This is a genomic window from Streptomyces sp. NPDC042371 (genome assembly GCF_056437465.1).
This window is the reverse complement of record NZ_JBWKAP010000022.1, coordinates 24,139-36,317: the sequence shown is the minus strand read 5'-3', so window position 1 is coordinate 36,317 and position 12,179 is coordinate 24,139. Positions and strand designations below refer to the sequence as shown.

Annotated in this window: 9 protein-coding genes; 3 read left to right on the top strand and 6 right to left on the bottom strand. The window is 70.2% G+C overall.

The features are described 5' to 3' along the window. Nucleotides 1-45: 45 nt before the first annotated feature. Entirely contained in the window at nucleotides 46-1,509 is a 1,464-nt protein-coding gene (locus tag AC068B_RS38985; RefSeq protein ID WP_478676204.1) for a sulfatase family protein, read from the top strand. 196 nt (nucleotides 1,510-1,705) lie between these two features. Here the strand turns inward: AC068B_RS38985 and AC068B_RS38980 are convergent, their stop codons facing one another. The 4 genes from AC068B_RS38980 to AC068B_RS38965 all read right to left on the bottom strand — a co-directional run bounded on the left by AC068B_RS38980 (nucleotide 1,706) and on the right by AC068B_RS38965 (nucleotide 6,758). After that, on the bottom strand, nucleotides 1,706-2,908 hold the full coding sequence (locus tag AC068B_RS38980) for a glycoside hydrolase family 1 protein (protein WP_478676203.1): 1,203 nt from the start codon (nucleotides 2,906-2,908) through the stop codon (nucleotides 1,706-1,708). A gap of 63 nt (nucleotides 2,909-2,971) precedes the next feature. Beyond that, nucleotides 2,972-4,315, bottom strand: a complete 1,344-nt coding sequence (locus tag AC068B_RS38975; RefSeq protein ID WP_478676202.1) for an MFS transporter — start codon at nucleotides 4,313-4,315, stop codon at nucleotides 2,972-2,974. A 113-nt stretch (nucleotides 4,316-4,428) separates the two neighbouring features. Next, nucleotides 4,429-6,192 carry a sulfatase gene (locus AC068B_RS38970; protein ID WP_478676201.1) on the bottom strand — a complete coding sequence of 588 codons (1,764 nt, stop codon included), beginning with the start codon at nucleotides 6,190-6,192 and terminating at the stop codon, nucleotides 4,429-4,431. Continuing rightward, entirely contained in the window at nucleotides 6,189-6,758 is a 570-nt protein-coding gene (locus tag AC068B_RS38965; RefSeq protein ID WP_478676200.1) for a PadR family transcriptional regulator, read from the bottom strand. Before AC068B_RS38965 ends, AC068B_RS38970 begins: the two co-directional genes overlap by 4 nt. An 84-nt stretch (nucleotides 6,759-6,842) precedes the next feature. Between AC068B_RS38965 and AC068B_RS38960 the strand changes: the two genes are divergently transcribed. Beyond that, nucleotides 6,843-7,769 carry a formylglycine-generating enzyme family protein gene (locus tag AC068B_RS38960; protein ID WP_478676199.1) on the top strand — a complete coding sequence of 309 codons (927 nt, stop codon included), beginning with the start codon at nucleotides 6,843-6,845 and terminating at the stop codon, nucleotides 7,767-7,769. 16 nt (nucleotides 7,770-7,785) lie between these two features. Here the strand turns inward: AC068B_RS38960 and AC068B_RS38955 are convergent, their stop codons facing one another. Continuing rightward, on the bottom strand, nucleotides 7,786-10,092 hold the full coding sequence (locus tag AC068B_RS38955; protein WP_478676198.1) for a glycoside hydrolase family 3 C-terminal domain-containing protein: 2,307 nt from the start codon (nucleotides 10,090-10,092) through the stop codon (nucleotides 7,786-7,788). Nucleotides 10,093-10,156: 64 nt separating this feature from the next. Further along, nucleotides 10,157-11,446, bottom strand: coding sequence for an MFS transporter (locus AC068B_RS38950; protein WP_478676197.1), 1,290 nt, complete (start codon nucleotides 11,444-11,446; stop codon nucleotides 10,157-10,159). 112 nt (nucleotides 11,447-11,558) lie between these two features. On the opposite strand from AC068B_RS38950, the gene AC068B_RS38945 reads away from it, so the two are divergent. Next, nucleotides 11,559-12,173, top strand: a complete 615-nt coding sequence (locus tag AC068B_RS38945; protein WP_478676196.1) for a TetR/AcrR family transcriptional regulator — start codon at nucleotides 11,559-11,561, stop codon at nucleotides 12,171-12,173. Nucleotides 12,174-12,179 lie beyond the last annotated feature (6 nt).

Sequence of the window (12,179 nt, the reverse complement as noted above, 5' to 3'; positions counted from 1 at the left end):
CACCGTTACCGAGATCATCCAGACCCCGTACACGGAGAACGCCTCATGAGTACCCGCACCGCCCGCCCCAACTTCCTGATCCTCATGCCGGACCAGCTGCGCGCGGACGCGCTCGGCTCCTTCGGCAACCCGCACGCGAGCACCCCGCACCTCGACGCGCTCGCCGCGCGCGGTACCCGCTTCACCAACGCCTACGTCCAGCACCCGGTCTGCTCGCCCAGCCGCGCCTCGATCCTCACCGGCTGGTACCCGCACACCGCGGGCCACCGCACCCTCACCCACCTGCTCAAAGACCACGAGCCGAACCTTCTGCGCATCCTCAAGGACGCTGGATACCACGTCACTTGGGCCGGAATGCGCGGCGACACCTTCGCGCCCGGCGTCACCGAGTCCAGCGTCGACGAGTACGGCTTCTCGACCTGGCCCACCCGGCTCTATGACGGGGAGTACCCGAAGGGCGTCTGGTCCCGCCTCTTCTACCGGGGCCAGGTCCCCGACGACGGCCGGATCGACCCCGACGAGGCCGCGGTGCGCACCGCCGAGCAGTGGCTGCGCGAGCCCCCGCGCGACCGGCCCTGGGTACTGTTCGTGCCGCTGGTGGCGCCGCACTGCCCGTTCCAGGTGGAGGAGCCGTGGTTCTCCTGGTTCGACCGCGCCGCGGTGCCCGACCCGGCCCCGCCCGGCGATCCTTCCGGCGAACCGCGCTACCTGCGCGCCGTCCGCGAAGCCCACGGCCTGGACAACGTCACCCCCGAACAGTGGCGCGAGGTCGTGGCCACCTACTACGGCATGGTGTCCCGCCTCGACGACCAGATCGGCCGCATCAACCGGGCAGTCGAGCAGACCGGCTCGGCGGACGACACCGTAACCCTCTTCTTCGCCGACCACGGCGAATACCTCGGCGACCACGGAGTGATCGAGAAGTGGCCGTCCGCGATGCACGACTGCATCACCCGCGACCCGCTGATCATCAGCGGTGCCGGCCTCGGCGAAGGCGGCCAGGAGTGCGACGCGATGGTGGAGATGGTCGACGTCCTACCCACCGTGCTCGACCTCGCGGGCGCGCCCGCACCCCACCGCCACTTCGGCCGCAGCCTGCTGCCACTGCTGCGCGACCCGGTGGCAACACATCGCGAACTCGCCTTCACCGAAGGCGGATTCACCGTCGACGAGGAACCACAGATGGAGCGCGCGGACTTCCCATACGACCTGAAGTCCGCGCTCCAGCACCAGGATCCGACCCTGGCGGGCAAGGCAGTCGCCGTCCGGGACCAGGAGTGGACGTACGTGTGGCGGCTGTACGAGCCGCCCGAGCTGTACCACCGGGCCGAGGACCCGCACGAGCGCACCAACCTCGCGGGCCGCCCCGAACACGCCGACGTGGAAAGGCGCCTGCACGACGCCGTGCTGCGCTGGCTGGTGGAGACCTCCGACGTCATCCCGGCCGACCCCGACCCGCGCCGACCCGACGTGGCCCTGCCCGCCCCGGCCGCACCCCTCCGGTCCTGAGCGAGATCCGCACGCGCGGCCCCGGCGTCGGCTCCGGACGGGCGGTCCCGCTGCACCGGAGTGTCGCGGGATCACCTTCGTACGCACCACCGTCAGCCAAGGGCACCGCGGGCCTCCATCAGGTCGTCCCCGATGAGAGTGACCCGACGTCAACACGCTCTGTCGGCAAGGGCCGGGCACCGGCCGTTCGGTGCCCTCACGCCTCACCGGGCAGCGCGCGGGTGCGGCCGATGGCGCCGAGCCAGGCGGCCGAGGGCTTGGGGGTACGGACGAAGGTTTCGCGGTCGACGGCGATCAGGCCGAAGGTCGGCGCATAGCGGCCCCATTCGTAGTTGTCCAGGGCGCTCCAGTGGAAGTAGCCGCGGACGTCGATGCCGTCGCGCATGGCGGCGTCCAGGGAGTGCAGGGCGCCGGTGGTGTATTCGATGCGGCGGGCGTCGTCGCCGGTGGCGATGCCGTTCTCGGTGACGATCAGCGGGGTGCCGCCGGTGACGGAGGCGCTGTGCCGCAGGGCGTGTCCGAGCGCCTGCGGGTAGTACTCCCATCCCATGAGGGTGCGTTCCGCGTCCTCGGGTACGGGCAGCCGGCCGTTCGGGCCGATGAGCGTGCGCGTGTACGCCTGCACGCCGAGCCAGTCGTCGCCGCGGGCCGCTTCGAGGAAGACGTCCACCCGCGAGCGCCGGAAGGCGGCGGCGACGTCCTCGGCCCCGGGCAGGGCCTGGCACACCAAGTTGGCGACGGACCAGCCGGTTTTCGCCTGCGGTGCCAGGGGCTTGACCGTCTCGACGGCGCGGGCGTGCGCCCGTATCAGTGCATCGGTGGTGGCTTCGTCCGGGGCCGGCGGGTTCTCGGCGAAGTCCACGGGCTGCCCCGAGGAGAGGGCCGTCTGAGCGGCAGCCATGACGGAGAGAATGTTGGGCTCGTTGATGGTGCACACGTGGGCCACGTCCGTGGCAAAGATGGGGGCGGCTGCCGTGAGGTAGCGGGCGAAGAGCTCGTCCGACCCGGCGGCGGCCCAGCCGCCGCGCTGGGCGAACCAGCGGGGTGCGGTGAAGTGGTGCAGCGTCACCATGGGACGCAGGCCCCGTTCGCGGGCGCCCTCGACCATGCGCCGGTAGTGGGCGATCGCGGCGCGGGAGAACTCGCCCGGGGCCGGTTCGATGCGGGCCCATTCGATGCTGAACCGGTAGTCGGTGAAGCCGAGTTCAGCCAGCAGGTCCATATCCTCGCGCCAGCGGTGGTAACTGTCGCAGGCGTCCCCGCTGGGTTCTTTGACATAGGGGATTCCGCTGTGCTCGAACTCCCACCAGTCGCTGTTGGTATTGCCGCCCTCGATCTGGTGGGCAGCGGTGGAGGCGCCCCACAGGAAACCCTCAGGCAGTCGTCGTTCGTGCGTCATGAGCTGGTTCTCTCTTCTGTGTGTCCGCGTGCGGGGGCAGTGGGTGGGCGAAGGAGCGAAACGTCAGGTGGTGGGGTCGAGGGCCTGTTCGCGACGCGCGTGCAGTTCCCTCTGGACACGCGCCACGTCATCGGCGTACGAGCGGTGGAGGAGCGTCAGGAAGGCGCCGTTGATCAGCATGAGGACGACGAGGGCCCACAGGAAAACGGTGCGCAGTCCGACGGCGTCGCCGAGGAAGCCGGTGCCGAGGCTGTAGGCGGCCCAGGCGATCGCCTCGACGATGGAGACGTAGAGGGCGAACGCGGCGCCGCGCAGTTCGGGTGGGGTGATGGCCATGACCATGGGGCGGTTGACGCTCGGGTTGATGCCTTGGGCCGCGCCCATGAGGGCGAAGAAGATGCCGAAGACGGCGATGCTGTCGTAGCCGAACTGGGTGCCGAAGTAGGCGAAGAGCGCGAAGGCGAACTGGGCGGCCTGGAGGACCGCGACCAGGCCGTGGCGCGGGCTGCGCCGAGTGGCCCGGTCGGCGGCTATGCCGCCGAGGAGCGTGCCGAGGAAGTAACCGACGCCGAAGGGCAGCAGCACGATCGACGCCTTCTGGGTGCTGAAGCCGTAGACGTCCACGAGGAAGACAACGCCGAAGGTGGCCACCAGGAGGTGTCCGGACAGGAGGCGCGAGACGAGGAGGATCACCAGGCTGCGGATCCTGAGCAGCGAGAGAGCGTTGGTCCAGGTCAGTTTCGAGTGGGCGTCGCGGGTGGCGCGGTCGAGGTCGGCGAGCTGTTCCTCGGCCGCGCCACGCCCCGGGTCGCGGAACCCCGCCCACAGGAAGATGCCGAGCAGGATGTTGAAGACGCCGACGCCCCACAGGCCCCAACGCCAGCCGTCGTCGACTCCGGCCAGCTGGCCCTTGAGCGGCCCGATCACGGCGGTGACCAGGGAGACCGCGCCGTAGACCACACCGACCGCGCGGCCTCGGGACGAGCCGCCGAAGAGGTCGCCGATCAGCTCGGTGATGATGGGATTGGCGGCCGCGTAGCCTGCCGCCAACACGGTGTAGAGGATGAGCAGTTGGGTGAAGTTCTGTGAGAAGCCCGCGGCCACGCCCCACACTCCCCAGAGTCCGGTGGCCACCACGAGGACGCTTTTGCGTGACCAGCGCTGCGCCGCCCACACCCAGAAGGGGCCGGTGAAGGCGCCCACGATCTTTGCGGCGGCGGTCAGTGTTCCGAGGGCGCCGAGCGAGACGCCGAGGGACTGTCGGATCAGCGGGAAGAGGCTGCTGACCAGGCTCGTCTCGGTGCTGTCGACCAGCATCGTGCCGCCGAGCAGGGACAGTTGCCGCCAGCGCCCCTCGACCTGGACCTCGGCTTTGGGCGTGACGGGGCTCTGACTAAGCTCAGGCATCGCGCCATCTCTTTTCTCTGCGTTCTTCTTGGCGGGAGATCTGCGGGAGGGAGAGGGCAGTTGCCGGTGACGGGGCGGCAACCCCGTCACCGGCTCACATGGCCGCAAGCGCCTCAGAGCTGAGCGAGCTCCTCGGCCACCAGGCGAAGGTTCGACGGCGGGAAGAGCGCGCCCGCCATCGCGGCGACATCGATGAGCGGAGTCGCCCCGATCATCTGCAGGAGCTCCGAGTCGGCGACGCCGGGCAGGTGCCTGCGCAGCACTTCGACGGCGACCGGATCGGAGATCAGCGCCGCGAGAGGCGTACGCAGCGAGAGACGGCCCTCGGGGAAGTCCTCGGCGCGGGGAAGCGGTTGGGCAGCCCGTTCGGCCTGCTCGCGCTGGGCCCGTACCAGGAGGTGCTTCTCCGTGACCGGCCCGTGGGCGGGCAGACCGAGGCGTTCGTACTGGCTGGGCGGGGCGTCGCCCGCGCGCATCAGTTCCACGAGGTGGGTGGCCATGCGGAGTTCGACGTCGTCGTCGACCAGCGGAGTGTGCTGCTCGGGGTCGGTCTCCAGGTCGAAGAGGAGTGTGCCGTGGTGGTACGGGTTGACGAGGGTGCGGCCCGGGACGCGCAGGGTGCGGACGTTCTTTGTGAAGTCGAAGGGCTCGGCCAGTTCCAGGTCCGCGAGTTCGGCGGGCGAGAAGCGGCCCCGCATGTGGGTCGGCATCAGGGTGTGTTCGAACAGGGGCGCGTTGTCGGGTGAGGCGGGCGCCCGCATGTAGACGTAGCGGCCGTCGGTGACGTTGACGTGTCCGCCATGGATGCCGAACAGGCCCGCTTCGCGCACCGGGCTGTCCTCGGCGACCGGCAGCAGTGCGCCCTGCATGTCGCCGGGGCGGTCGACGCCGAAGAACTCGAGGAGGGTCGGCGCCACGTCCACGGTCTGCACCAGCGCCGAACGCCGCTCGCCCGCAACGCGGTTGCGCGGGTCCCAGGCGAACAGCGGCAGGTGCACCAGCTCGTTGAACCAGGGCTGGACGCTCTTGCCCCACCAGCCCTTCTCGCCGAGCAGCAGCCCGTGGTCGGTGTTGACGATCAGCAGGGTGTCGTCCCACAACTCCAGCTCGTCCATGGTGTCCAGGACCCGGCCGAGCGAGTGGTCGCACATCGACAGGAGCGCCCCGTACTCGAAGCGGGCGTGCTCCACCTGGCCGTCGGTCTCGACGACGCGCTTGTAGTCGGGCCAGTCGAAGTGCGGCCCTTCGTAGTCGTGCGGATAGAGGTCCTTGTACTGCTGGTGGCTGAAGAACGGCTCGTGCGGGTCGAAGGTCTCGATCTGCACGAACCACCGGTCGGCGTCCTTGTTCGTGCGGACGAAGTCCAGGCCCGCGTCGAAGGTGAGGGTCTGCGGGTGCCGGTCCTCCGTCGCCATATGGGGGCGGTTGACCCAGTCCTGGCGGTAGGCGCCGAAGCGCATCCGCTTCAGGTCCTCGGGTATCTCGGGGTCGGCGACCTGTCCCTTCCACGGGTCGCCCTCCTGCCCGCGGAAGAACTCCCAGGTGTTGTAGCGGCCGTGGTAGGTGGCACCACCGTCCTCCCAGTAGTGCGGATGGTCGCTGACCAGATGCGTGTACACGCCGTTCTGCTTGAGCAACTCCGGCATCGAGTCGTCGAACGGCTCCAGCGGGCCCCAACTGCGGTGCAGGAAGTTGTGCCGCCCCGTGTGGAGTTCGCGGCGGGCCGGCATGCAGGGCATCGAGCCCGCGTACGCGTTGTCGAAGGTGACAGCCCTCTCGGCGAGCCGCGCGAAGTTCGGAGCGTGGGTCCAGTCGCCTCCGTACGGCGGCAGCATGTGCCGGTTGAGGCTGTCGAACATCACCATGATGGCCCTCATCGGACGGGCTTCCCTTCTGTCAGGCTGCGCAGGGTCCGCTCCAGCCAGGCGACCCAGCGGTCCATGGCGGCCGCGCCGAGCGTGTGGAGCGCGTCGTGGACCTGCCGGTCGAGGTCCTGGTCGAGGCCGGGTGCCGGGTCCTCGTAGCACAGAGTGCGGTCGCGGTCCCGGTTGTTGGCGATCTGCGCACGGCGGTGATCGAGTTCGGTCCCGACGATCCGGATCGCGGCGTCCTTGTCGAGCGGGGCCGCGACACTGAACCGCGCGAGGAAGTCGATCTCCTGGAATCGGCTGGGCGGCTCGTAGGGCGAGCGCACCCATTCCAGGAGGACCTCGCGCCCACGCGGCGTGAGCCGGTACACCTTGGCGTCCGGGCGGCCCTCGCGCGCGTCGACCTCGTGCCGCACCCAGCCGTCGGCCTCCATCTGCCCGAGCTTGCGGTAGATCTGGCTGTGGTGCGCCCGCGCCCACAGGAACTGCCCCTCGGTCTCGAGCCACTTGCGCAGGTCATACCCGCTGTAGGGGCGCCGGGCCAGCAGGCCGAGCAGGACGTACTCGAACTTCACGGACGTGGACTCCCTCAGTACGGAGGTTGTATGCGATCTTGCTATGTGCAGTTTCACCTAGGTAAGAATTCATATACTCGCGTCATGGAGACGTCAATGGGATGTTGCGTACCGGAAACCCGGATCTGCTCCACAGGACCGCTGCCCGCGCCGGCCCATGTACCTCCCGCGCACGACCACGTCACCCTCCCCGGAAACGAGTTCCTGATGGGGGACGCCTTCGGCGAGGGCTACCCGGCCGACGGGGAACAGCCCGTGCACGCGGTACGCGTCACCCCGTTCGCCATCGATGTCACGGCGGTGACCGTGGCGATGTTCCAGGCGTTCGTCGCGGACACCGCGTACGTGACCGTCGCCGAGCGGGAGGGCAGTTCCGCCGTGTTCCACCTGGCCGTCGCAGCCGAGCGGGCGGACGCCCTTGGGGCAGACCCGGCTGCCCCCTGGTGGCTGGAGATACGGGGAGCCGACTGGCGCCACCCCCACGGGCCGCTGTCCGCCGCAGAGCCGGACCACCCCGTGGTCCACATGTCCTGGGACGACGCCCTGGCGTACTGCGCGTGGGCGGGCCGCCGCCTGCCGACCGAGGCCGAGTGGGAGTACGCGGCCCGCGGCGGACACGCGGGCCGCCGCTTCCCGTGGGGCGACGAACTCACCCCCGACGGAAGGTGGTTGTGCAACATCTGGCAGGGCGCGTTCCCGTACGCCAACACCGGCGCGGACGGCTGGCTGGCGACCGCCCCGGTCCGCACCTACCCGCCCAACGGCCACGGCCTGTACGAGGTCGCCGGGAACGTCTGGGAATGGTGCGCGGACTGGTTCGCCCCCGACTACTACGCTCACTCCCCCGCCACCGACCCACAGGGGCCGCGGAGCGGTGAGCGCCGTGTCATGCGGGGCGGCTCCTACCTGTGCCACCACTCCTACTGCCACCGCTACCGCGTGGCCGCCCGCTCGGCCAACACGCCGGCGTCCAGCAGTGGAAACTGCGGGTTTCGCACGGTCGCCGTGTGAGGGATGACGCCGGGGGTCAGGATGCCTCCTCCCGCCCGGCGCCCGCGGCCGACCGTACCGTCTCGACCAGTTCCTGTACGTCATCGAAGCCCAGGGGAACGATCGGGAGCTGGGCGAGCTGGCTGAGGCGCATGTTGGCCACCATGCGCTGCCGAGGGCTTCCCTCCTCGGGGTAGGCATCGCCCATGGACGTCCGGACCCGGCTCAGCAGCGCCTCGACGGCCGGGCCGCCCACGGGATGGGCGAGCCATACCGCGACGGTCGAGTCGGCGTCGGGATGGTCGGCGTAGACGTCGCCGTCGACCGGGACCGTCGTGGTCAGCCGGATGTCACGGCTGGAGGACCCGACATCGATACGGTGGTCGGCGCCCTCGACGAGCCAGGTACCGGCCGTGGTGTCGAAATAGGCGAGGTCGGCGCGGGCGACGCGGACGGTGACGTCCCGGGTCTCGCCGGGCGCCAGCCAGATCGTGCCGAAGCCCTTCAACTCCCTCACAGGACGCCGGGCCCGCTCCCCCGGCGCGGCCACGTACACCTGGACGACCTCGTGGCCGGCCAGCTCCCCCGTGTTGGTGACCGCCACGGTGACGTCGAGTCCGTCCGCGTCCGGGGCCACCCGCAGACCCGCGTAGTCGAATGTGGTGTAGGAGAGGCCGTGCCCGAAGGGGAAGGAGACCGCCATGTCGCGGGCGTCGTAGTGGCGGTAGCCGACGAACTGGCCCTCGCTGTACGTGACATGACCGTTCTCACCGGGCCAGGCCAGATACGCCGGAGTGTCGGCGAGCCGCAGCGGGATCGTCTCCGCGAGACGCCCCGACGGGTTCGCCCTGCCGAACAGGAGGTCCGCGGTGGCCGAACCACCGGCCTGGCCGGACAGCCAGCCTTCCAGGACGGCCGGGACGTCGTCGATCCACCCGGACAGCCGGACCACGCCACCGTTGGACAGGACCACGACGGCGTTCGGGTTCACCGCGACGACGTCGGCGAGCAACCGGGTCTGCTCATCCGGGAGTTCGATGTGTTCGCGGTCATAGCCCTCGGACTCGAAGCTCGGTGGCAGACCGAGGAACAGCACGGCCACGTCCGCGCTCTCGGCCACTCGGACAGCCTCCTCGTGCAGCGCTGCCGCATCGGCGTCCGGAGTGTCAACGGGAAAGCCGGGAGCGAAAGTGACGCGCGCCGCGGGCGCGGCCTCGATGATCGAGGTCAGTGCGGAGTCGAGCCGGGTCGGGGTCACACACGAGCTGCCCGCACCCTGGTATCGAGGAGTCTGCGCGAACTCGCCGATGACCGCGACGTGTTGGGATGAGGCGGGGTCCAGCGGGAGGAGCGGGCCGTCGTTCTTGAGCAGGACCGCGCCGCGCGTGGCGACCTCGCGGGCCAGGCCGTGGTTAGCGTCCGGGTCGAATACGGCACCGGGGCGCGCCTGCGCGGCCGCCTTACGGGCGAGTGCCACGACCCGCGCGGCGCTGCGGTCCAGTGCCTCCTCGGAGAGCTCCCCGGATTCCACCGCCGCGACGGCCCGGGCGGGGCCGGCGCCGGACGAGGTCGGCATCTCCAGATCGAGCCCGGCGGCGAGCGCCCGCGCCCGGTCTACGACGGCGCCCCAGTCGGAGACGACCACGCCGTCGTATCCCCACTCGCCGCGCAGCACATCCGTCAGAAGCCAGGGATTCTCCGACGCGTGCACGCCGTTGACACGGTTGTAGGCGCACATGACGGTCCAGGGCTCGGCCTCGGTCACGACGTGACGGAAGGCCGGGAGATAGATCTCGCGCAGTGTGCGTACGTCGATGTCCGCGCTGACCGACATGCGGCCGGTCTCCTGGTTGTTCGCGGCGAAGTGCTTGACCGAGGCCCCGACGCCCTGCGCCTGCAGCCCTTTGACCCAGGCCGTTCCCAACACCCCACTGAGCAGCGGGTCTTCGGAGAGGTACTCGAAGTTGCGTCCGCACAGCGGGCTGCGCTTGATGTTGACGCCGGGGCCGAGCAGCACGTGCACGCCGTGTGCGAGGCACTCGCGGGCCAGTGCGTCGCCGACCCGCCCCGCGAGGTCGGCGTCCCAGGTGGAGGCCAGCGTGACGGCGGGCGGGAAGCAGGTGGCAGGGTCGCTGCCGTTTATGCCCAGATGGTCGGCGTGGGCGTCGTTCTGCAACCGCAGCCCGTGCGGGCCGTCCGATAGGCGGACCTCCGGGATGCCCGCGTCCGGGACCGCACTGGTGTGCCACCAGCCCGCGCCGGTGGTCAGGTCGGCCTTCTCGGCCAGGCTCAGCCGGGCCACCGTCTCGCCGGGCGTCTCCGTCGGCCGGTTCGGGGTTCTCATGTCTTCTCCTTGGAGCGGGGTGCGAGTTGGTGCGCGGTGCGGAGGCAGTGGTGGTCCGCCGTGGTCATCGGACGCTCTCCACCCGCATGACAGCCACCGCGCCGAGCAGCGCGAAGGCCAGGGCGAGAGGGAAGAGCGTGCGGTAGCCGCCGAGCCAGAGGACGACGGCTCCGGCGAGGGCGGGCGCGAGGACCTGCGGCAGGGTGGCCGCGACGTTCACAACGCCGAGGTCGCGGGCGAAAGACCGGTCGGAGGGCAGCACTTGGGAAGTGAGGGCCGTGTCCACGCCCTGGAAGCAGCCGAAGCCGATACCCACGAGGAAGGCCATCACGGTCATGCCGGTCATGGTGGGGACGGCGAACGGGATGAGCATGGCACAGCCGATGAGGGACGCCGAGGCCACCACGAACACCTTTCGCCGGCCGAGCCGGTCCGAGAGGGGTCCCGTGATGACGGCGGCCGGGAGCAGTCCCGCGACGGCGGTCAGCGCAAGGACGGGTACGTGGTCGATCGCCACGCCGTGCAGGCCGATGTAGTCCTGCAGGATGTAGAGCTTGTAGCCGAAGACCAGGAAGTACGCCAGGTTGGTGCTCAGCCTGCTGACGAACACCCAGAAGAAGTCAGGGTGCTTGCGCGGATTCGGCCAGAGGCCGCTCAGGAACTCACGTACCCGGAAGGGCTCTTGGGGCGTGTTCCGGCTCGGGCGGTCCGGATTGAGGGTCACGAAGACGACCGCCAGGGCCGTGGCGAGCAGGGCGAGCGCCACGTACGCCGTGGTGATCCGGTCCTCGAAGGCGGCGGCAAAGACCTGACCGAGGAGCGAGCCACACATGGAACCGAGGCCGGTGACGGTGGAGAACAGGCCGCGCTTCTCGGGCGGCACCCGGTCGGGCATGACGGCCGAGAGCGGGCCCGCCGCGAAGTTGTAGCCGATCTGCACCAGGCACCACAGGGCCAGCGTCGCCGGCACGGAGCGGATGAACGCCATGCCGATCAGGGCCAGGCCACCGGTTGCCACGCCCGCCACGATCCAGGGACCGCGCCTGCCGAAACGGCTGCGGGTCCGGTCCGAGACGGCTCCCGCGACGGGCTGGGCGACCATCGCGACGAGCGCGCCCACCGTGGTGACGACCGCGAGCGTGCCCACCTTCGCGTCCTCGCCGACCGTGCGCTGGATCTGGAGGGCCAGCAGGGTGCCGGGGACGGCTCCCCATACGAGGGCGATGCCGAGGTTGGCGGGGCCGACACAAGCCATCAGGCGTCGCAGCGCCCGGCCGTCGACCAGTGGTGGTGCTCCTGTCGGACCGGCGGGCAACGCGAAGGGAGCACGGAGCTCCTCGGGGGGTCTCGCCATCGGGACCTACTTTCACTGTGCCGCACCTGCGGCTGGCGAGAAACAGTACGGCGTACTGTTTTCGCGGGCAAGGCTTTGCGCAGACGGGATGCCCGCCGCATAGGGTGGTCGCGTGACAGCCAGAAGCTCCTACCCCAAGGGGGTCGCCAAGCGGGAGGAGATCCTCGGGGTCACCCTGGAGATCTTCGGCCGCGAGGGCGAGCGGAACACCACCCTGCGGATGGTCGCCAAGGAGAGTCGCATCAGCCTGACCGGGCTGATGCACTACTTCGAGTCCAAGGACCACCTGCTGACGGAGGTCCTGCGGGCCAACGACCGTGCTGCCGAGGTGCGCTTCCGCGACCCGGACGGCGTGCACGATCCGGGCGAATTCCTGGCCACGGCCCTGACGGTGAACGCGGCGAACGCCGCCCGCGTCCGGCTCTACGTCACCCTTGCCGCAGCCTCGACCGACCCCGCACACCCGGCCCACACGTACTTCAGGGAACGCTTCGCCCTGCTGCGCGCCACGATCGCCGAGTACCTCACGGCCGAGCAGCGGGCCGGCCGGGCGAGCCCCGGGCTCGACCCGCATTTCACCGCCTCAGCTCTCGTCGCGGCGTCCGACGGCATCCAACTCCAGTGGCTGAGCGACCCCGACATCGACATGGCCGAACAGGTCCGCCGCGTCTGGCGGTCGCTCACTGCGGTGCCCGGCTCATCGGATGCCGCCGCATCAGGCACGTAGCACCTC

Excerpts from the sequence above, each read along its gene's own strand:
- AC068B_RS38960 (WP_478676199.1), top strand. The coding sequence starts at position 6,843 with ATGGAGACGTCAATGGGATGTTGCGTACCGGAAACCCGGATCTGCTCC.
- AC068B_RS38950 (WP_478676197.1), bottom strand. The coding sequence starts at position 11,446 with ATGGCGAGACCCCCCGAGGAGCTCCGTGCTCCCTTCGCGTTGCCCGCC.
- AC068B_RS38955 (WP_478676198.1), bottom strand. The coding sequence starts at position 10,092 with ATGAGAACCCCGAACCGGCCGACGGAGACGCCCGGCGAGACGGTGGCC.
- AC068B_RS38975 (WP_478676202.1), bottom strand. The coding sequence starts at position 4,315 with ATGCCTGAGCTTAGTCAGAGCCCCGTCACGCCCAAAGCCGAGGTCCAG.
- AC068B_RS38985 (WP_478676204.1), top strand. The coding sequence starts at position 46 with ATGAGTACCCGCACCGCCCGCCCCAACTTCCTGATCCTCATGCCGGAC.
- AC068B_RS38980 (WP_478676203.1), bottom strand. The coding sequence starts at position 2,908 with ATGACGCACGAACGACGACTGCCTGAGGGTTTCCTGTGGGGCGCCTCC.
- AC068B_RS38970 (WP_478676201.1), bottom strand. The coding sequence starts at position 6,192 with ATGAGGGCCATCATGGTGATGTTCGACAGCCTCAACCGGCACATGCTG.